General features: G+C 38.9%; 22 protein-coding genes. 7 read left to right on the plus strand and 15 right to left on the minus strand.

Annotation, left to right across the window (positions count from 1 at the left end):
• Positions 1-112 precede the first annotated feature (112 nt).
• Both MHI34_RS21250 and MHI34_RS21255 read right to left on the minus strand, forming a co-directional pair.
• Positions 113-1,792 carry a methyl-accepting chemotaxis protein gene (locus MHI34_RS21250; protein ID WP_271912975.1) on the minus strand — a complete coding sequence of 560 codons (1,680 nt, stop codon included), beginning with the start codon at positions 1,790-1,792 and terminating at the stop codon, positions 113-115.
• A gap of 155 nt (positions 1,793-1,947) precedes the next feature.
• The gene (locus MHI34_RS21255; RefSeq protein ID WP_058844045.1) at positions 1,948-2,781 is read right to left on the minus strand and encodes a hypothetical protein; all 834 of its coding nucleotides are present in this window, start codon (positions 2,779-2,781) and stop codon (positions 1,948-1,950) included.
• Between the two features lie 103 nt (positions 2,782-2,884).
• Here MHI34_RS21255 and MHI34_RS21260 point away from each other — a divergent pair, with 103 nt between their 5' ends.
• Positions 2,885-3,439 (plus strand): hypothetical protein, encoded by a 555-nt coding sequence (locus MHI34_RS21260; RefSeq protein ID WP_036129275.1) that lies wholly within the window; start codon positions 2,885-2,887, stop codon positions 3,437-3,439.
• Positions 3,440-3,480: 41 nt separating this feature from the next.
• Here MHI34_RS21260 and MHI34_RS21265 read toward each other — a convergent pair whose 3' ends face one another.
• The 7 genes from MHI34_RS21265 to MHI34_RS21295 form a co-directional block, all read right to left on the minus strand.
• A complete protein-coding gene (locus MHI34_RS21265; protein WP_036129271.1) occupies positions 3,481-4,017 on the minus strand; it encodes a DUF1572 family protein in 537 nt (178 codons plus the stop codon).
• A 68-nt stretch (positions 4,018-4,085) separates the two neighbouring features.
• Entirely contained in the window at positions 4,086-4,973 is an 888-nt protein-coding gene (locus tag MHI34_RS21270) for a hypothetical protein (protein WP_271912971.1), read from the minus strand.
• Positions 4,966-5,481: a sigma-70 family RNA polymerase sigma factor gene (locus MHI34_RS21275; RefSeq protein ID WP_101966819.1), complete on the minus strand. Its 516-nt coding sequence runs from the start codon at positions 5,479-5,481 to the stop codon at positions 4,966-4,968. The genes MHI34_RS21270 and MHI34_RS21275 overlap by 8 nt, the downstream gene beginning before the upstream one ends.
• 114 nt (positions 5,482-5,595) lie before the next feature.
• The gene (locus tag MHI34_RS21280) at positions 5,596-6,204 is read right to left on the minus strand and encodes an SCO family protein (protein WP_036129262.1); all 609 of its coding nucleotides are present in this window, start codon (positions 6,202-6,204) and stop codon (positions 5,596-5,598) included.
• 104 nt (positions 6,205-6,308) lie between these two features.
• The gene (locus MHI34_RS21285; RefSeq protein ID WP_080717186.1) at positions 6,309-6,431 is read right to left on the minus strand and encodes a YvrJ family protein; all 123 of its coding nucleotides are present in this window, start codon (positions 6,429-6,431) and stop codon (positions 6,309-6,311) included.
• 66 nt (positions 6,432-6,497) lie between these two features.
• Positions 6,498-6,722, minus strand: coding sequence for a DUF2922 domain-containing protein (locus tag MHI34_RS21290; RefSeq protein WP_036129258.1), 225 nt, complete (start codon positions 6,720-6,722; stop codon positions 6,498-6,500).
• 13 nt (positions 6,723-6,735) lie between these two features.
• Positions 6,736-6,951, minus strand: coding sequence for a DUF1659 domain-containing protein (locus tag MHI34_RS21295; RefSeq protein ID WP_058844042.1), 216 nt, complete (start codon positions 6,949-6,951; stop codon positions 6,736-6,738).
• A 122-nt stretch (positions 6,952-7,073) separates the two neighbouring features.
• On the opposite strand from MHI34_RS21295, the gene MHI34_RS21300 reads away from it, so the two are divergent.
• On the plus strand, positions 7,074-7,502 hold the full coding sequence (locus MHI34_RS21300; protein WP_141903346.1) for a DUF2621 domain-containing protein: 429 nt from the start codon (positions 7,074-7,076) through the stop codon (positions 7,500-7,502).
• A 602-nt stretch (positions 7,503-8,104) separates the two neighbouring features.
• On the opposite strand, the gene MHI34_RS21305 is transcribed toward MHI34_RS21300, so the two are convergent.
• From MHI34_RS21305 to MHI34_RS21315, 3 genes are read right to left on the minus strand one after another with little or no spacing between them, the layout of a single operon-like run.
• On the minus strand, positions 8,105-8,599 hold the full coding sequence (locus tag MHI34_RS21305) for a cytochrome c biogenesis protein CcdC (protein ID WP_342503949.1): 495 nt from the start codon (positions 8,597-8,599) through the stop codon (positions 8,105-8,107).
• A gap of 23 nt (positions 8,600-8,622) precedes the next feature.
• Positions 8,623-8,991, minus strand: a complete 369-nt coding sequence (locus tag MHI34_RS21310) for a response regulator (protein WP_036129242.1) — start codon at positions 8,989-8,991, stop codon at positions 8,623-8,625.
• Between the two features lie 51 nt (positions 8,992-9,042).
• The gene (locus MHI34_RS21315; RefSeq protein ID WP_058844721.1) at positions 9,043-9,753 is read right to left on the minus strand and encodes a cytochrome c biogenesis protein CcdA; all 711 of its coding nucleotides are present in this window, start codon (positions 9,751-9,753) and stop codon (positions 9,043-9,045) included.
• A 499-nt stretch (positions 9,754-10,252) separates the two neighbouring features.
• Here MHI34_RS21315 and MHI34_RS21320 point away from each other — a divergent pair, with 499 nt between their 5' ends.
• The 4 genes from MHI34_RS21320 to MHI34_RS21335 all read left to right on the plus strand — a co-directional run bounded on the left by MHI34_RS21320 (position 10,253) and on the right by MHI34_RS21335 (position 14,001).
• Complete coding sequence (locus MHI34_RS21320; RefSeq protein ID WP_342503950.1) at positions 10,253-10,981, plus strand: FadR/GntR family transcriptional regulator; 729 nt, start codon at positions 10,253-10,255, stop codon at positions 10,979-10,981.
• 144 nt (positions 10,982-11,125) lie between these two features.
• Positions 11,126-11,842 carry a (Fe-S)-binding protein gene (locus tag MHI34_RS21325; RefSeq protein WP_089932483.1) on the plus strand — a complete coding sequence of 239 codons (717 nt, stop codon included), beginning with the start codon at positions 11,126-11,128 and terminating at the stop codon, positions 11,840-11,842.
• Between the two features lie 15 nt (positions 11,843-11,857).
• A complete protein-coding gene (locus MHI34_RS21330) occupies positions 11,858-13,288 on the plus strand; it encodes a LutB/LldF family L-lactate oxidation iron-sulfur protein (RefSeq protein ID WP_342503951.1) in 1,431 nt (476 codons plus the stop codon).
• Positions 13,285-14,001 (plus strand): lactate utilization protein C, encoded by a 717-nt coding sequence (locus MHI34_RS21335; protein WP_036129206.1) that lies wholly within the window; start codon positions 13,285-13,287, stop codon positions 13,999-14,001. Before MHI34_RS21330 ends, MHI34_RS21335 begins: the two co-directional genes overlap by 4 nt.
• A 78-nt stretch (positions 14,002-14,079) precedes the next feature.
• Here MHI34_RS21335 and MHI34_RS21340 read toward each other — a convergent pair whose 3' ends face one another.
• Positions 14,080-15,375 (minus strand): MFS transporter, encoded by a 1,296-nt coding sequence (locus MHI34_RS21340; RefSeq protein WP_036129204.1) that lies wholly within the window; start codon positions 15,373-15,375, stop codon positions 14,080-14,082.
• Positions 15,376-15,498: 123 nt separating this feature from the next.
• On the opposite strand from MHI34_RS21340, the gene MHI34_RS21345 reads away from it, so the two are divergent.
• A complete protein-coding gene (locus tag MHI34_RS21345) occupies positions 15,499-16,749 on the plus strand; it encodes a helix-turn-helix transcriptional regulator (protein WP_340808785.1) in 1,251 nt (416 codons plus the stop codon).
• Between the two features lie 41 nt (positions 16,750-16,790).
• Here the strand turns inward: MHI34_RS21345 and MHI34_RS21350 are convergent, their stop codons facing one another.
• Positions 16,791-18,692, minus strand: a complete 1,902-nt coding sequence (locus tag MHI34_RS21350) for an endonuclease MutS2 (protein WP_342503952.1) — start codon at positions 18,690-18,692, stop codon at positions 16,791-16,793.
• A 45-nt stretch (positions 18,693-18,737) separates the two neighbouring features.
• Positions 18,738-18,932 (minus strand): hypothetical protein, encoded by a 195-nt coding sequence (locus MHI34_RS21355; RefSeq protein ID WP_036129195.1) that lies wholly within the window; start codon positions 18,930-18,932, stop codon positions 18,738-18,740.
• Positions 18,933-19,202: the final 270 nt, after the last annotated feature.

Raw genomic sequence — 19,202 nt, forward strand, 5'->3', positions numbered from 1 at the left:
AAAGCTTTTATCGGATGAAATATTATTTTTCAAACATATTTTTGAATTTCTTATTATTCAGGCTTTGCAGACAACTAGAAAACCCCTGTAAATATACAGAGGTAGTGTTTCGTTAATATTTAAATGACTGTATAGACTCTTGCAAATCTATCGCCATTTTCGCTAGATGTGTAGAGGAAGCTGCTACCTCCTCCATTGCTGCATTTTGTTCTTCTGAAGAGGCTGCAACACTTTGTACATGGCGACTCGATTTCATTGAGACTTCACTAATATAATCAATTTCTTTGACTAACTTTTCTACATCCTGATGAATAGTCCGAATGGCTGTTGTCACTATCTCAGTTTGTGCTTGTACATCATTAATGGCATCATCAATCTGTATAAAATTATCTCTTGCCACATTGACCTTTTCACGTCCTACATGGACCGAATCATTGCTATTGACCATATCCTCTTCAATGACTCTCGTGCTATCGGTAATTTGTGCCACTACTTTTTCAATGTCCCCCGCTGCAAGATTGGACTCATCTGCTAGCTTGCGTACTTCCTCTGCAACAACCGCAAAGCCTTTGCCATGTTCACCGCTTCTTGCCGCTTCAATCGAGGCATTGATTGCCAGTAAATTAGTTTGTGTCGCAATACTTTTAATGACATTCACGGCTTTTACAATCGCCGCTGTATTGTCATCTAAATCTTGCACACGGGTATTTAACTCGCTTGTATTGGCAGAAATTTCATTCATTTGTTCCGTCACATCATGCACAGAAGAACGCCCTATACTCGCCATATTTTTCGTTTCGACGGTTGCATGATTCACGTTATGGATACTTGTAGAAATATCATTCATTTTCTTTAAAATATGAGCTGATAAATTCCGTACATCGCTTGTTAAAGTGTCCTGCTGGTCAATTCCTTGTGCAATATCGTGAATAGATTCCGTCACCACTTCTGTCGCCTGTGTAACCTCCATGCTACTAGCCGTCAGTTGTTCTGATGTGGCTGCAACTTGTTCGGAGGAGTTGCCTACTTGTTTCATCATCAGTCGAAGCTTTTGTGACATACTATTAAAGGACTCGGCCAAATGGGCGAATTCATCCTTGGTTTTAAATTGTAAATGCGTGTGCAAATTCCCTTCAGAGAATTTATCCATTTCTATTACTGTTTGCTGAATGTTTTTAGCGATTCGTCTCCCAAATACTGTGGCAATGATGATACTAACAATCAAAGAAATAACGGCTAGTATTGTAATTTCTACCCCGCTTCTTTCTCCTTCTTGCTTGGTTGCTTCAATATGAGCTTGCATCTCTTCCTGTTGAGCCGTTGCCATCGTCTTACCAAAGACAACTAACTTCAGAGAACCTTCACCTAAAATTGGCAATGCTTGCTGTTGGGCTTGTTGATGATCTCCTCGTTGATAAAGTGGCACTATCTGCCCATCTATCGCCTTTTCCCAATCGGCTAGTTGCTGTAAAAACTGCTCAAACTCTTCATTGCTATCGCCTTTTTCTTGGAGACGATTAATCGACGTATGTAAGGTCTCGCGGATTTCATGGTGGTTGTTAAGCATTTCTTCCTTGCCATATAATATATACCCACGAATAGCTGCATTTGCTCGAACTGTTTGGAACGAGATATCTTGATATAAATGAATAAATTCTGTCTTGTCTTCAATTTCTGCTAGAGTCTGATTATTATGATTCAAGTAGTATAATGCAATACCTGAAATAAGCAGTAGGAAGACGAGTACAATGCCAAAAGCAATTTGTAGTTTTCGTTCCACAGTTAGTCTCATATGATTCCCTCAATTCTACTATAATCATATTGAGTATAGCCTACCTAAACCTATTAACCTATATAATATGTATCTATCCTCATAAATTATCGCTAAAATTTAACAAAAATAAGAACTCCACGCTCAATCTATTGACAATAATATCCACTATATCGCTAGTTTAAATAGGTAGAAAGCATTTGGAAACCGTAGAGGTAAACCCAAAAGAGAGGGAGCAACAGAACCATTTTAAGAAAAAGCCCTCTTTTTTCAACATATTCTCGAATGCCTGAAGTAAGCATAATAGCACTTAGTAACAATAAGCTATGCTGAGCCCCATAGATCTGCAAAGAAAATGTAATAACGAATGGCAAGGCGGCTGGAAAAATAAAATCTGCTAACGGTCTCTTGCTCTTCGCTTTGTTTAAATATATGGGAGGAGCCGTTTCTTTTTCTATCGATTTAGCCCCTGTAAGTTTCTTTGCTAGCATAAAGGCTAGACTGAAAAATATAATTGTATACACAATAAATAATAGAAACGGCATTCTACTTTCTTCATTCAACAAATGAAAATAATCCACCATATCTTGTGCCTTTAGTTCATAATACTGCATCGTTTTCTGATCCATTAGGAATAATCGTTCATCCTTGCTAATCACCTTCACGGCCATTTCCTTGCCATTATAAAGACGTATATATAAGTCGCTTACCGTAGTAGCATTAGCTGGTCGACTAACCGGATTTTTTGGGGACTGTAATGCTTGTTGGAGATGTTCCTTGTCTTTCACCTCATAACGGTTGATGTAGAACACTTGCTTTAATGGATACAAATATTGCTCCTTGCTATCACTTCCAGACAAATACCAAGCCTCTTGAATTGTTTGAAATTCACTATGATGCAGGGATACTAGCTCCTCTCGCTGCCTTTCATTGTAACTGAAAAGTAGAAGTGTACTTATACTAAGAATAATGCCTAGTAACAGTGTATAAATATGGCCTCCCTTGTGCATCCCTACGCCTCCTTTACAGACTTTTATATATAGTAATTATTGTAATATACGGTTTACACTCCCAATAAGTTTCATCTATACTAATAATAGAGGTGAAGCAAATATGAGTAAACCAGCATTATACGTACATTTAGTCATTGGACCTGATTGTGATTTCGAATCCATGGCCATCAGAGCGGCACTAGAATCCTTTGATGCACGGGTGACAATTCATTTAATCGGAAGACCAAATGATTTGATTGATGTCTTGTCTGGAGAGGATCTGCCAAGCAAAATGGACTATCTTATTTTAAACTTCCACGGTAATGAGGGACGCTTTTGTTTACCCGAGTTAGGCGAAGATGTATATGAAGACAATGAACCTAAAAGTATCTACTTTGAACGACAGGATGTCCTATCCTATTGTCAGCTACAGGATGTCAAGGTGATAGCAGCTGGCTGTACATTAGGCTGGCAACAGCTAGCGACAGCCTTTTTAGAAAGTGGCTGTCACTCCTATTTAGCACCCGATGATTATATAGAAGGTAACGCAAATCTCATGTTTCTTATTCGCTTTTTCTATGAGATCATCACGAATCAAAGAAATCAGCAGGAAGCATTCGAACTCGCCCAAGCTATTGATGCAGAAACGACCATGTACAAGCTATATTTAACATAAAAAGATCGTAGCACATGTTATTGGCTACGATCTTTCTTTAGTTAACGTTGCTGTTTATCTAGCATGGATTCTGTAAAAGCCTGTGACTGTCCTTTTGGAATACTAAGCGTTTGCCAAGCAGAGCCCTTAACTTGTTTCGCAATATAAATAATTTGACCGACATGCTGTGCATAATGCGCCATCTGTCTTTCAATGGCATCAATGACTGCTAGCTGCTCTCCTCTAATTGTGACATATCGCTGCAAATCAGATTCTGTTAAACTCGCTAAGGCGTCTAAAAACACTTGCCAACCCTTTTCCCAAGCTACGAGCATGGCCTCTTTCGTGTGAAGACTATCCATAAACTCATCATCTCGATTACGTGTAGACTTCTCACCATCCGTCGTTAAAAAATCTGTCCAGCGTGAAATCATATTGCCACTAACATGCTTCACAATAACTGCGATACTATTGGATTCCTCATTATACGCCCAATGTAACTGTGCCTCTTCTAATTGGGCAAGCGCCTTATCCCCCTGCTCTTTCACATTGTTAAATCTTTTTTGAACAACTTGTAAATAAGTGTGTGCGATTGTCATGATTGTACCCATCCCCTCTTTTCTATCATTCTATAATAGTTCAAAGGGATTGTCTCATCTGCGCTTTACTAATCGCCAAGAATAAACGTCCTTACGATGGTCGCCATTTTTTCTTGGACTTCTTGTGGGTCGCCATCTAATTGATAACCAATATGATAGACATAGCCGTTATAGTACGTATAAAATTCATTGGCATTTGTAGTCATTTGAAAGATGCGCTTATCTGTTTCATCGTAATTATAGTAAATGTAAACAAAACCTCGATCTGGTGTCATCTCCCGATAATATAAAGGATTCATAAAATTTAAACCTACATTTGAAACTTTAATCCCTAAAGTTTCCTCAATATCTTTCGATTTAATATATGTTGATAAGGGATTACGATTTACATTTGTCACTGAGAAATTAATGTATTGTAGATCCCTGCCAGTGGAGGATTTTTCTTTATAGCTAAATTGAAATTGCGTTTGTTGACTGCCATCATCCATTTTGGATGATACCGCATAGACCTCCTGAATATTTGGTTGAAATGGCAACTCTTCCGGTGTAGTAAGATGAACGACATTGCCCAGTGAGGTTGCTACTGATTGCATAGCCACGAAACCCTGAAGTGGTGCATAATATTTGATATTTTTTGCCTGACTTAAAAAATTGGCTAGCGGGAAAAACTGACTGTATGTTGTATCTGTTCCTTCCACTTCTGTTTGAAACAAATCCGTAAAAGGAGGTTTTTCTTCTTCATTCATTACCTGTGTCGTCAGTTGATTAGACGGTTTGGCTGCTTGCCAGGCAATGAAAAATAAAATAGAGCATGTCATCATGATGGTAACTGCACGATACGTCCACTTTGGTTTGGACGGATAAGGCTCTTGCTGAATTTGTTGGCGAACCTTATGTATGATTGCTTCTTTATGTGCTGAAACATCTTGTAACGCCTGCATTGTATGCTTATCCATGGAAAAGTACCTCCCATTCAATATGTTGCAAATCTATTTTTAATAGCTCCTTCCCCTTCTTTAAACGAGATTTCACAGTACCTTCAGGAATTGTAAGTAATTCCGCAATCTCTTTAATCGTCATCTCCTCTAAATAAAAATAAACGATTGCTTCGCGTTGCTTGATTGGTAAGCGTAAAATCGCTTCATCTAGTAAGGCTTGCTCATCTTGACGAATCAGTGTGTCCTGTAAGACCATTTTTTGCTTTGTAAAAAATCTATGCTGCAATGTAATTTTTCTGTATGCCCAGCTTTTTAAGTAATCCTTACATTTATTGATTGTCATGCGGGCAAGATATGCTTTCATCTCCCCTCTCTCTTCATAATCCTTTTGATGATAAAATTTAATAAATACGTCCTGCACAATATCTTCGGCTATTTGTAAATCCTTCGTATAGTAATAAGCAATTCGAAACATTTGCTCCGTATGTATAGCCATTAGCTGCTCTAATTTTTCGTTATCTGACATGTGATTTCCCTCCTTCCACACTATAAACGATTCCCAACCAGAAAAAGATTATTTTTCCAGCTTAAAATGACATAAAAAAACCGCCTCTAAAATTCGAGACGGTTTATTGCTTCTTTATAAATTTTCATCAATATATGTTTCGATATCGGAAGCTATCGTATCAATTGGTACATCTTCAATGTTTTCAGCAAAGCCATTATACATTTTGACCATTACACCATCTTTGTCCACTAAGAAAAATTGATTGCCATGAATGACTTGGTCACTGTTAGGGTCGTTTTTCACTAATATCTTTGTATTTTTCACTGCAAACTGTTCAATATATTTTTGTGAATAGCCTGTCAGAAGATTCCACTTAGATTCATCTGGCACATTGTATTTACTGATATAATTAGCTAACACTTCTGGTTTATCAACGTCTGGATCTACTGAAAAGGCAACGATGTGATAATCCTCTACTCCTTTTTTCTGGAGCTTTTCCTGCACTTGTGCCATGTTCAATGACATCGGCGGGCAAATCGATATACAGTTCGTGAAAATATACATGCCGATCCAAGGCTTACCTTTTAAACTTTCGAGCGAAACGGTTTCACCACGTTGATTAATATGTTCAAAATCGGGTATTTCGAGGCTGTAGTCTGCTTTAAATTTTGAATTTCCACATGCGCCAAGCACAGATGCACAGGCTAAAAGTAGAACTAGCCCTATTAACTTACGTTTCATGTCAACACTCTCCCTAACCTACACTACCCTCATCCTACCGTAGGTTGTAAACGTTGACAAGAACTTCTACGTGACAGCTTTCGTACATCTTTGTGAAATAAATTTCATTTTAACGAAACGAGCGCCGCATGAATCGCATCAAGCTTTACTTCGACACGGTGCAATAAATAAAATGACACTAAAATCGGAAAACCGATATCGGATATCATGTTCAGCCACGGTTCCATTTGTCTCCCCCTCTCTCCTACAGTAAAACAGGTCTTTGCGGTTTCATTGCAAAGACCTGTTTTGAATTATTCTGTTGCTACATCAAATTCTGTTACTTGGCGATCTACCATGCGTGCACCCTTGATGGAAGATAAAGCACCAGTCTGACCAGCAAAGACATTTTTAGCAAGGATCGTTGTCATAGCCTGCTGAATTTCAGCCGCTGTGATATGCGGCTTTGGTGCATCAATTGTAAGTGTTGTCGTTTTCCCATCAGTCGTTGCAAAGAGTAACTCTAAAACTTGTGTCATGTTTGATTCCTCCTTAAGATAACTCGTTTGTTTCTTGCTTGACAATACTAGCCAATGTCTGTGATGAAAGACTAGCAATGACGTGTGCAACCGCTACTAAGTCGCCCTCATTATGCGAGGGGCTAATATTTCGATATGATTTTGTGATGAATATTGGTTCATTTTGTTCATCATAGCCCGTCACATACTTAAGACGCAGTGTTGCATTTAAAAAGTGAACGTCTACCATCGAGTCTCACCTCCCTTCTGCACACTATATAATGGCGAATTGCTAAAAAAGGGACATTATAGGATGAATTTTTTTTCGGAAGCTCTTATAATAGAATGAGAGAAGGCAAAGAGGTGAACGATTTGTTACAAGGTTGGTTTTTATGGTTTATTTTATTTTGGGTTGTCGTCCTCATTTCATTGATGGCTATTGGCGGATTCTTCATGTTCCGAAAATTTTTAAAGGCACTCCCTAAACAAGATGGAAAATCAGATTTAGATTGGCAAGAATATTATTTAGATAGAACGATTCACTTATGGGGACAAGCTGAAAAAGACTTACTCTATGAGCTAGTAAGCCCTGTACCTGAGCTCTTTAGACAAGTAGCAAAGGAAAAAATTGCAGGAAAAATTGGCGAGCTCGCATTAGAAGAAAAAGCTGCTGCCATCAATAATGACCTTATTATTCGTGGATATATCCAGGCCACACCAAAACGCGATCACAAATTTTTACGCAAAAAATTAGAACAAATGCACATTGACATCGCCCCCTACGAACATTTATTTGATTAAAAAAACGCTGCACGAAGCTATGTGCAGCGTTTTTTCTTATTTATAATGTGGGTGTTCGTGGCTATCCGCTGCTTTTGAAAGGCTATCCTTCGCTTTTGAGCTTCTATCCACGCTCTAGGTTCTATCCTCTTCTTTCGCAAAGCTATCCTTCGTTTTCCTCATTCTATCCGCTACTTTTGCTGTTTTATCCACCACTTCTGAGCTTCTATCCACGCTCTAGGTTCTATCCTCTTCTTTCGCAAAGCTATCCTTCGCTTTCCTCATTCTATCCGCTACTTTTGCTGTTTTATCCACCACTTCTGAGCTTCTATCCACGCTCTAGGTTCTATCCTCTTCTTTCGCAAAGCTATCCTTCGCTTTCCTCATTCTATCCGCTACTTTTGCTGTTTTATCCACCACTTCTGAGCTTCTATCCACGCTCTAGGTTCTATCCTCTTCTTTCGCAAAGCTATCCTTCGCTTTCCTCATTCTATCCGCTACTTTTGCTGTTTTATCCACCACTTCTGAGCTTCTATCCACGCTTCAAAATTCTATCCTCTTCTTTTAAGCTTCTATCCACACTTTTGCTGTTCAAGCACAAAAAAACTACACTAGCTTCTGCACTAGTGTAGTTTTGGGATTGTTTTTTTGACTCTTTTAAACTGGATCAGCATAGCGATTCGCCAAGGTAATAGCATGGCGAAGGCTAGTATCCAGAACATACCTGCTAATTCACCGACATCGATGGAACTACTTAAAATCATTTTCGCTATGACTCGGAATATTAACAGACCGAATAAAATAAAAACGAAGGCTTTGGAACGTTTTAAATAGATGTCTCGTCCCTTTACTTCAAATTTCGAAGTAGCAATTAAGATTGTCGAGAACAACATGCCCACCGCGGCTGCTTCTAAAATTTGCATGGCTGGCACGCGGAATTGCTCAAATAAAAACATGAGTGCACCAGAAGACATGGCAATTGGTGGGATAATAATTTTCTTCTCATTTGTCGGCTTTTTGGAAGCTCTCATTCGTATGATCATCACAAAGCCGCCCATAAGAATGGCCATGATAGTTGACCCTATAACATAATAGTGAGAAGGGATACTGCTCAACATAAAAATCCTCCTCTAATGTCTAATTAGCAATTTTGTCCAAGTAATTGATCGGCGACAGCCTTTAATCTTTCTGGCTCGAAAGGTTTTGTGATAAAATCCTTGGCGCCGCTTTCAATCGCTTCTACGATTAATTTTTGCTGACCTAATGCTGTCACCATAATAATTTTTGCATTTGGAAATTCTGGGACGATTTTTTTTACTGCCGCAATACCGGTCATAACGGGCATCGTTACATCCATTGTGACTAAATCTGGTTGTAAATCACGATACATCGCCACAGCTTCTTTGCCATTTGCTGCTTTACCGACTACCTCATAACCCCATTCTGAAAACATATTACTGATTGCAACACGCATGAATAGCGTATCATCCACTACTAAAACTGTAGGCACATGTTCATCTCCCTCCGCGTTAAAGTTCGGTATGCCTTTTAGTTTAACAAATTAAAAGCCTGTAAATCCACCGAAAATAGGCTGTAAAACGCGGGTAATATACGTTAAGCCGTCAAAGAATAATAAAATCCCCACGGCAATCATGACATAACCACCGATTTTCACAATTTTTTGGCTGTGTGTACGAATCCATGTCATACGTGAAATAAAGAAAGATAGCACGAAGAATGGAATCGCAAATCCTAAATAATACGCAAGCATATAGCTAAAGCCCGCACCAGGATTTGTACTAGCTAACATAATAATAGACGCAAGGATTGGTCCCGTACATGGTGTCCAACCTGCCGCAAAGGCAATACCAATTAAGACAGATCCAAAATAGCCAGACGGTCTATTTTTAAATTGGAACTTTCGATCCTTCATTAAGAAGTCTACTTGCAATAATCCGACAATCATTAAACCGAATACTACAATTAAAATAGCGCCAACCTGTCGTAATAAAGTTTGATAATTTAGGAAAAACTCCGCCGCAAATGAAGCGCTTAGTCCAATAATGATAAAGATAATTGAAAATCCTAGTAAAAAGAATAATGTGTGGAAAATGGCACGTTTTTGAAGCATGCCTTTTTCTGATTTTAGCTCATCTAGTGTCATACCCGTTATGTACGATAAAAATGCTGGATATAGTGGAAGAGTACATGGTGAAATAAAACTTAAAAACCCTGCACCAAAAGCTAAAAATACGTTAATATCAGATCCCATATTTTTTAATCGCTCCTTACAGTTACTGCATTCATCGTACCAAAAAAAAGGCTAAAAAGCGTCCTTTCTGTTTGTGAACGTTTCATGGCAAAATAATGAGGTTTTTAAGAAGTTCCATCAAGCTCCTTCTGCATTATGCCCTCCTCTTGATTTTCTGTCAACATAATCCGCCATTCTTCTACCCTATTATAGAGGTTATCGCTCACTCCTTTCCTCTAGCCTTGACATTGTCGATTGCTTGCCGTTATTGTTGAAAGAGGCTTTAGTAGTGAAACCCTCATAATTATTGTAAGAAACTATTCAGACGAACAGATTCATCATAACACCAAGTCATCAGATGACCATATTATAAGGTAACATTAACAATATTATTATCTTACATTTCGACAAGTATCCCCTACTCCACAAAGTGTTCATGTTAACCATGAGTATATGACTACTTTTCATGTATAATATTGATAACCGATGTGCAATGGATCGAAAAAAAGAGGTGTAGCCCTTGAAATTAAGAAAAATTAAACCAAAAAAGATCTATGAAGAAGTATCCGAAATCCTGCATGAAAAAATCAGGGCTGGTGTCCTAAAACCAGGCGATCGACTGGACTCTGTAGAACAGCTTGCCGAACAATTACAAGTGAGTCGATCCGCCGTTCGAGAAGCGCTTTCTGCATTAAAAGCTATGGGGTTAATTGAAATCAAGCAAGGCTCTGGAACTTTTGTCAAAAGTGTACCAGCCAAGCAACTTGATTTTCCTTTATCCACTGCCATGTTAACAAATAAACAGGATATTGCGCATTTATTAGAGGTGCGTAAAATAATTGAAGTAGGAGCAGCAGCAAGTGCAGCAATCCATCGTTCAGAACAGGATGTACAAGCGATGTTACAAATTTTAGAGAACATGAAGCAAGCACATGGGGATGGTGAACTCGGTGAAAAAGTAGATTATCAATTCCATGCAGCTATTTCCACTGCCTCACAAAACCCTCTACTCGCTACAATCTTAGATCAAATTTCTGACCTAATGATAGACACGATGAAAGAAACGCGACGAATATGGTTGTACTCCCAGAAAACAACGAGTGAACAATTATATGACGAACATATGCAAATCTTCCTCGCAATTAAACAACAAAATGAGGAGCTAGCCAAACATGCCATGGCGTCTCATTTAAGCAATGTTGAAAAAGTGCTCTTACAATATTTTGAAACAACTGAGTCTCAATCATAGTAAACTGCCTAGCACTCACTAGGTAGTTTTTTTATTTTCCGAAAATTCATGAAAAATAGTTTTATTCTCTGTAAAATTTGTTGTATGATAAAATCATCGATAAGTCATCAGATGATCAGTTGTTTTTTAAAAGGAGCGATAAAGATGAAAGTCACACTATTTGCCACTTGCCTAGTGGATTTGTTTCAAGGGGATGTAGGGAAAGCCGTTGTTGAGGTGTTAGAGAGACTTGGCTGTGAGATTGATTTTCCAGAGGATCAAATTTGCTGTGGTCAGCCTGCCTACAATAGCGGCTATGTGAAGGAATCGAAAAATGCGATGAAAAAAATGATTACAGCCTTTGAGCATGCTGAATACGTCGTCTCCCCCTCAGGTTCTTGTGCTTATATGTTAAAAGAATATCCTGAGGTTTTTAAAGAAGACCTGATCTGGGCAACAAAGGCACAAGCATTAGCAGATAAAACCTATGAATTTACAGAGTTTATTGTCAACGTTTTAAAGATAAACGATGTCGGAGCTCATTTAGAAGGCAAAGCTACTTATCACACATCCTGTCATATGACACGATTGCTTGGTGTAACAGATGCACCTTTTCAATTATTAAAAAATGTCAAGGGCTTACACTATGTGGACCTCCCTGGCAAAGATCGATGCTGTGGGTTTGGTGGTACATTCTCAGTCAAAATGGGCAATATTTCTGGAGAAATGGTCAATGAAAAAGTACACAATGTGGAAGAAACAGGGGCAAATATTTTAATTGGGGCAGATGCTGGCTGTTTAATGAATATTGGTGGCCGCATTCACCGTCAAGGCAAGCCGATTAAAGTGATGCATATTGCAGAAGTCTTAAACTGCCGTTAAGAGGGGGAAATTAGAATGGCTATGAAAACAAGTGATGATCGCTTTCATCAACGTGTAACGAAAGAGCTGGAAAATCAATTTATGCGTCATGCTGTTTCGAGTGCCCAAGAACGTTTCCAAACACGCCGCCTTCAACAAACAAGAGAATTGGGACATTGGGAAGAATGGCGCTCGCATGGTGAGGAAATTCGCAAGCATGTTTTAGCTAATTTAGATTATTACCTCTATCAATTAAGTGAAAATGTTGCTAAAAGAGGTGGACATGTTTTCTTTGCCCAAACCGCACAAGAAGCAACAGCGTACATTCAAAGTATTGCGAAACAAAAGAATGCGACAAAAATTGTGAAGTCAAAATCCATGGTGACAGAAGAAATTAACTTAAACACGGCTTTAGAGGCGCTTGGTTGTGAAGTGATTGAGACAGACTTAGGCGAATATATTTTGCAGGTCGCAGATCACGAGCCGCCATCCCATATTGTAGCGCCAGCCTTGCATAAAAATAAGGAACAAATTCGCGATGTTTTTAAAGAAAAACAAGGCTATCGTCAAACCGAGAAGCCTGAGGAGCTTGCTCTCTATGTGCGGGAAAAATTAAGACAGGAATATTTAACCGCAGATATCGGTATTACAGGCTGCAACTTTGCTATCGCAGAAAGTGGTTCGATTACACTCGTCACAAATGAGGGCAACGCGGATTTAGTAACAGCGCTGCCGAAAACGCAAATCACAGTCATGGGGATGGAAAGAATTGTTCCTACATTTGAAGATATGGAGGTCCTTGTTAGCTTACTAACTAGAAGTGCGGTTGGTCAAAAGCTAACAAGCTATATTACCACACTAACAGGGATTAAAGGCGAGGGCGAAACGGATGGACCTGAGGAATTCCATTTAGTCATAGTTGATAATGGGCGCTCTGCGATTTTAGGTGGCGAATTTCAACCTATTTTACAATGCATTCGCTGTGCTGCCTGTGTCAATGCTTGTCCAGTCTATCGACATGTTGGCGGGCATACGTATGGCTCTATCTATTCTGGTCCTGTTGGGGTTGTCCTGTCTCCGTTATTAGGAGGCTATGATGATTTTAAAGAACTGCCATACGCTTCTACATTGTGTGGTGCTTGCACGGATGCATGCCCTGTTAAAATTCCTTTACATCAGCTGATTCATCGACATCGTCAAGTTATTGTAGAGAATGAAGGCAAAGCACCCGTGTCTGAAAAGCTTTTAATGAAGGCTTTCGGTTTAGGGGCTTCCTCCCCTACTCTCTATAAAATGGCAACAAAAATAGCTGCTCCAGCTATGTCCCCTTTTACGAAGGACCATACCATTTCAAAGGGGCCAGGCCCATTAAAGGCTTGGACTGAAGCAAGGGATTTCCCAGCACCAAATAAAGATAGTTTCCGAGATTGGATGCAGCAGTGTACAAAAGGAGGCAAGCATGAATGACAAGTATGATTCAACACCGAGAGAGCTTTTTAGCTAACATTGCTAAACAGCTTGGCCGTTCTCCTAAAACAGAACTTCCACGCCCAACTTGGCAGTATCAGCCACAAGATCGTGTGCTCAAGGAGTCGACACAGGATGAATTAGTAGAGGTTTTAATCAAGCAATGTGCTAACATTCATACGGATATTAAAATATCTAGTACGTCCACACTTCCCCAGGATTTACAAGCTATTGTTGACCATTATGGTGGTCAGTCCGTCATTACATGGAAGGACGAAAGATTGAAAGATTATGGACTATCTCCACTAATGACCGAACAATGGCCACAAGCCAATATCGAACTCTATGAATGGAATGCACAGCAACCTGAGGAAAATATTAGGCAAGCAGAAAAAGCAAATATTGGCATTACGATAAGTGAAATGACTTTGGCGGAATCAGGAACTGCTGTGCTTTTTAGTAGTAAGAATCGAGGGAGAAGCGTTAGCTTTTTACCAGAAAAATCGATTATTTTAATCCCAAAAAGTACGATTGTCCCTCGTATGACACAAGCAGCACGTTGGATTAGCGAAAAAATCCGTCGTGGTGACAACATTCCTTCCTGCATTAACTTTATAACAGGTCCCAGCAACTCAGCAGATATTGAAATGATTCTCATCGTTGGTGTACATGGCCCTATTCAAGCTACTTATTTGGTTATTGAGGATCGTTGAAATGGCTTCATCAAAAAACCCAAACGATCTACAAAACGCTGAAGTGTTTTTGATCGTTTGGGTTTTCAATTCCTCGAGCTATGTTGTTGTATTTGGAACGTTTTCACTTGAGTTTTCTTTTTCATAATACTCTGGATGTGCTTCCTTCAAGATAGATGGACGTAGCAGTGCTAGCGAAAGGATAATAATAATGATGCTTGTTACTGGTAAAATAATAGTTGCTGGTAATGTATCATATAACATTCCATAGACCACCATACCAATTGGCATCATGGACATCGCCATTGTCTCCATTAAGCCAAAGACACGCCCGCGATACTCCTCTGCAATAATTTTTTGCATATACACCCCAATCGGCATATTAATGCCCATTTCGAAAATTGCGAAAATAAAGTAGATGATTAAATAAAAGATGATGATGGCTATATAGGAAAAGCTTGTGAGTAATGGGATAATTGCTAAGGCAACACTTCCAGCCAATAGCAATAAGCTCATTTTCGAAAAGCGTAACGGCACCTTCACTTCTGGTCTTGTTGCGAAATAAAGGGATGCCACAAGCATACCCGCTGCTCCTGAAGCCTCAATAAAACCAAAATGCATGGATTTTACTTTTAGCAATTCAATAATAATGTATGTTCCCCCTACAGCGATAGCAGAAAAGAACAAATTAATCCATAATGCCACCCACATAATGGTTTTAATAACTGTACGTTGCTTGATGTAATGAAACCCATTTTTCAGTCCATCCCACATCTTTTCTTTTATCACATCTGCCCCTCTTGTACTATAAAGATTAAAATCCATCGTAGCCTCTAAACAAAAGGCAATCGTATAGGCCACCATATTGACCATTAAAAATACATCCATGTTAAAAAATCCATACATCATACCACCGATGACTGGTCCCCCAATCGCAGCCACAGACATCGACAATTGATTAAAGGACATCGCACGCTGTAAACGCTCTGGATTGACTAGCGTTGCAATGGCAGATGAGAACGTTACACCAGAAAATGCTGAGCAAATCGTATTAAAAACAGTAGCTATGTAAATGGCATAAACAGACATTCCTACTGTTTCTGTATAGAGCAGCAAACCCCCTACGGTCAAAATAGTCCCTGCCTGTGCGATTAAAATCGTTCGTTTTTTCGAAAAGTTATCCGCAACATAGCCTGCTAAAGGGGCTACAAGTGCACGTGGTAGTACAGAACAAATCATATTCGTTGCAAAGCTCATCGCCGATCCTGTCATCGCTAAAATATACAAGCTGAAGCCAAACGCCATGACATTTGCTCCTAGCATGGCAATCATTTTGCTTGCCGTGAATGTCCACAAATGGTAGGTCGCCTTCTTTAATTTATCCGCTTCATTCATCCATAAATCCCTCCGTTTTTTAACTAAATTAAAAAGTTTAATTATATTAAACAAAATATACCACAACTTCCCCTTTTCACGCAATAAAAAGTTTAATATAATTAAACAAAAGGAGGCGAGGCAATGGACTCTTTAGGCACACGCATTCGCAAATTAAGGAAAGAACAAAAATTAACATTAGAAGCACTTGCTGGTGATCGTCTAACAAAAGGAATGCTAAGTCAAATAGAAAATGATAAGGCCAAGCCTTCAATGGAAAGCCTTGACTATATTGCTGAGCGTTTAGGTGTAAAGGCTAGTGAGTTACTGGAAGAAGTAACCTCATCCTCCATTCGCCAGCTTTTAGAGCAGGTTGAAATTTTATTTGCAGAAGTAAAACGTGGTGATGCAGACCATCATCAAAAAATTGTAGATTTGATTAGGCCGTCTATAGAGGGGCTTCCTCTTAGTTATGAAGCAGGCCGTTTATTGTATATTTACGCTGATGCACAGTATGAAGCGGGATTAACGACATGGGAATCCCCACTTCAACAAGCACGTATCATCTTTAAAGAAATTAATTTACTGAGCCATTGGTTTAAAACCTTCGTTCTACAAATGACCATTTTCGCTGAAAAACGGCAATATAAATTGGCTTATAGCTGTATTTTACAGGCAAAAGAAATCATTGAACAAGAGGACTATCAGCTTGATTCACGGGATGCCCTGTTAATGACTTATTATTCAAGCGTTTTACAGCTTGCCATTGGGGAGCATGAGGAAGGGAAAAAGTTAATAAACGAGACAATTGCCAATGCACATAAAAACCAACTTTTCTATAAAATTGATGATATGTATCGTATTGGTGCGTATTGTGCCATGATTGACCATGACTTTAAACAAGCGGAGCATATGTTTATGAAGTTGGAACAGTATCGGGCATTTGCCGAACGTGTTCAAGTAGATGCTTTAATTTTTATTTTACGAGCACATTATTATAATAATTACAAACTTAATTATGAGCAGGCTCTGATAGAAATAGAGCGTTTTAATGAGCTCATACATGAAGATTTTGAAATTTTGGATGCAAACTATTATTATGCTGAAAAAGGAAAGTCCTGCTATTTACTTGGTCATTATGGGGAAGCGAAGGCCGCATTTGAACACTTTACAAAAAAACCGATCTTTATTAGCCATCCGTATGACATCCTAGCTTTAAATGAGTGCTTTTCCTATAAAGCCCTTTGCTATGCCCATTTTGGGGAGCTGACAACAGCCTATGACATTGCGAAAATGGCCTACACGGATTCACTGGAATTAGTTGATTTACCCTATAAACACAAAATTGAGGAAGTCTATCGGACGATTAAGGCACAAATTGATTCCATATCCTAAAATAAAGGGATTGCACAGCCTCGTGCAATCCCTTATTTTTACTACTGACGATCGTTCTTCATTTGTTTATGGATTTTACGCAACGCCTTTTTGGAGCCTCGTTGGATATCATGCTGAAGCTTGCGTTCATGATAGTCTACAAATAATGTCTCGAGATCATACCCCTCAGGATATAGCTCCTCTGCTGGTAATTCCAAGGTAAGTCGTTTGACATGCACCTCTAGCATTTGCCTCTTATAGAATACGCTGACATTATTGTATGGATTCATTTCTTCGTATACAATGCCTACATCATCATAATCCAATAATTTTACACGGTCGCCTTTGGCAAAGGCATACGTCGCCCCCATGCTCGTTTTCTCTGCTTGTGGCTTACGAATTTTGCTGTCTTGAACAAGCGTTAGCTGATAATCCTTATTATTCAAATAATCCTTTGCCCTTTGTAAAACCGTTTCACGGACATTCATTTTTTTAGAAATCCATAGGGCATTACTCTCTCCAGACGTGCCAATTAGTAATTGATACAAAGGCTCTAGTGTTTCACTATTAAAGCGCATTGCCGCATTCATAAAATCAGGATGCATCTCTGAAAATCGTTTAATTTCGCCATAATGTGTTGTCGCTACGGTGATACAGCCCATCTGGTAAAATTCCTCTAGCATTGCAATTGCCAGTGCAGCTCCTTCATTTGGTTCTGTTCCACTGCCTATTTCATCGAACAGTAAAAGTGTATGATTATTTGCTGCGCTCATAATGTCGGACAGATTTTTCATATGGGACGAAAACGTACTTAAGGCATTTTCTATACTTTGATTGTCGCCAATATCAACAAAGATATGATCAAATATCGCCATTTCAGTTCCTTTATCCGCCACGATATGAAAGCCTGACATCGTAGCTAATGTTAAGAGACCAATTGTTTTCAACACGACCGTTTTCCCTCCAGCATTTGGTCCTGTGATAATTAAGCTACGGTAGTCCCTCGCGATAGAAAACTGTAGAGGTACTGCATTTCCTGGTAGTAAAGGATGCTTGCCATTGATTAATTGGATAAAGCCATAATCATTAATACGTGGCTCCATACCACCAATTTGTCTACTGAACTTTGCCTTGGCAAAGACCATATCATACTGGCTAATTAACTCCATGTTAATATGGATGGCTTGTAGATGTTCCATTAAAAGCCCAGATAAAGTTGCTAAAATTTGATACTCCTCTACCGCTTCCTCGGCTTTTAAGGTCGCCAATTCCACATTTAATTTAGCCACTACACTCGGCTCCATAAAAACGGTTGCCCCTTTTGAGGAAATTTCCACTACTGTCCCCTGTACATGGTTTTTATAAGAAGCCTTTATCGGAATCGTATAACGATCATCTTTTTGACTAATAAAAAACTCCTGAATGTATGTTTTATTGGCACTGTTATTCAAAAATTTCGTTAAGCGTTCTTTCATTTTTTCCTCTGTCGTCTCCATATGATGGCGAATACGCTTTAATTCGCGACTAGCAGCCGAATCCACACGATTGGCTTTGATTGCAAAATTAATTTCTTCTTCAACGCTTTTAAATTCAGCCATGGAATGGGCATAAGATGAAAGAACTGGTGCAAAAAATTCCTTATCCAGCATGAATTTTTTGATGTTACGACAGCCTCGTAAAAAGTCTGACATACTGACTAGCTCACTTGGATCTAAAATCATGCCCTTTTCAAGCTTCGTCATCAAATGCTCTATATTCGATACCCCTAAAAAGGGTACATGACCCTCTGCATCTAAAATCGCACGAGCCTCTGTTGTTTCATTCAAGCGCGTTTTGACTACCTTTAAGCTTGAGCTGGGCATTAATTTATCTAAAAGTTGTTTTCCTAATCCGCTAACACAGTAGGATTTAACGATATCTTTTAATTCATCATATTGTAATTTATCAAGAGTCATACTATTCATTTGTTTATGCTCCTCATTGTAATGTTTTATCATACATGAAGATACCTACCCAATATTAGATAGCAATGATGGTTTTTTAAACATAGCAATTGCGTCTCTAAGTAATGGACGCTTCACTTTCGGCACAAAAGCATATGGGTACAGCAACATAAAAAAGCTGTGAGGATTCCCCACAGCTTCATCTTTAAAAGGCGAGTTTTTTAGCATCACAAATAAAACCTCATCTAATTGAAGTTCCAAGCATGTGTGCCACGCTTCATAAAGTATCGTAGGTATCTACATAGGTTTTTGAAATAAATCCATGACAAATTAAGGGGTGTGTTCATGACATATATCCCCTGTCGTCATAGCCTTTATTTCATTCAATTTTTACCTAGTTAGAACCTACCGCACTCACAAACATGCACCTCGCATTAAATTATCATTGTTATCTAATTATTGACATTTTACTATATGCTAGCATGGAAGTAAAGGTTGAAAAGGAAAAGTTCCTCCAATTTAAAACACCTC

Origin of the sequence: Lysinibacillus sp. FSL L8-0126 (genome assembly GCF_038630385.1) — a bacterium.
GTDB classification, from domain to species: Bacteria; Bacillota; Bacilli; order Bacillales_A; family Planococcaceae; genus Lysinibacillus; species Lysinibacillus fusiformis_D.

Bases quoted from the DNA above. Each gene is read 5' to 3' on its own strand.
- MHI34_RS21305 (WP_342503949.1), bottom strand. From the start codon at position 8,599: ATGTTGAGCAGTATCCCTTCTCACTATTATGTTATAGGGTCAACTATC.
- MHI34_RS21280 (WP_036129262.1), bottom strand. From the start codon at position 6,204: ATGAAACGTAAGTTAATAGGGCTAGTTCTACTTTTAGCCTGTGCATCT.
- MHI34_RS21340 (WP_036129204.1), bottom strand. From the start codon at position 15,375: ATGAATGAAGCGGATAAATTAAAGAAGGCGACCTACCATTTGTGGACA.
- MHI34_RS21350 (WP_342503952.1), bottom strand. From the start codon at position 18,692: ATGAATAGTATGACTCTTGATAAATTACAATATGATGAATTAAAAGAT.
- MHI34_RS21250 (WP_271912975.1), bottom strand. From the start codon at position 1,792: ATGAGACTAACTGTGGAACGAAAACTACAAATTGCTTTTGGCATTGTA.
- MHI34_RS21290 (WP_036129258.1), bottom strand. From the start codon at position 6,722: ATGACACAAGTTTTAGAGTTACTCTTTGCAACGACTGATGGGAAAACG.
- MHI34_RS21325 (WP_089932483.1), top strand. From the start codon at position 11,126: ATGAAAGTCACACTATTTGCCACTTGCCTAGTGGATTTGTTTCAAGGG.
- MHI34_RS21270 (WP_271912971.1), bottom strand. From the start codon at position 4,973: ATGGATAAGCATACAATGCAGGCGTTACAAGATGTTTCAGCACATAAA.
- MHI34_RS21330 (WP_342503951.1), top strand. From the start codon at position 11,858: ATGGCTATGAAAACAAGTGATGATCGCTTTCATCAACGTGTAACGAAA.
- MHI34_RS21275 (WP_101966819.1), bottom strand. From the start codon at position 5,481: ATGTCAGATAACGAAAAATTAGAGCAGCTAATGGCTATACATACGGAG.
- MHI34_RS21315 (WP_058844721.1), bottom strand. From the start codon at position 9,753: ATGGGATCTGATATTAACGTATTTTTAGCTTTTGGTGCAGGGTTTTTA.
- MHI34_RS21335 (WP_036129206.1), top strand. From the start codon at position 13,285: ATGACAAGTATGATTCAACACCGAGAGAGCTTTTTAGCTAACATTGCT.
- MHI34_RS21255 (WP_058844045.1), bottom strand. From the start codon at position 2,781: ATGCACAAGGGAGGCCATATTTATACACTGTTACTAGGCATTATTCTT.
- MHI34_RS21285 (WP_080717186.1), bottom strand. From the start codon at position 6,431: ATGGAACCGTGGCTGAACATGATATCCGATATCGGTTTTCCGATTTTA.
- MHI34_RS21265 (WP_036129271.1), bottom strand. From the start codon at position 4,017: ATGACAATCGCACACACTTATTTACAAGTTGTTCAAAAAAGATTTAAC.
- MHI34_RS21260 (WP_036129275.1), top strand. From the start codon at position 2,885: ATGAGTAAACCAGCATTATACGTACATTTAGTCATTGGACCTGATTGT.
- MHI34_RS21345 (WP_340808785.1), top strand. From the start codon at position 15,499: ATGGACTCTTTAGGCACACGCATTCGCAAATTAAGGAAAGAACAAAAA.
- MHI34_RS21295 (WP_058844042.1), bottom strand. From the start codon at position 6,951: ATGGTAGACGTTCACTTTTTAAATGCAACACTGCGTCTTAAGTATGTG.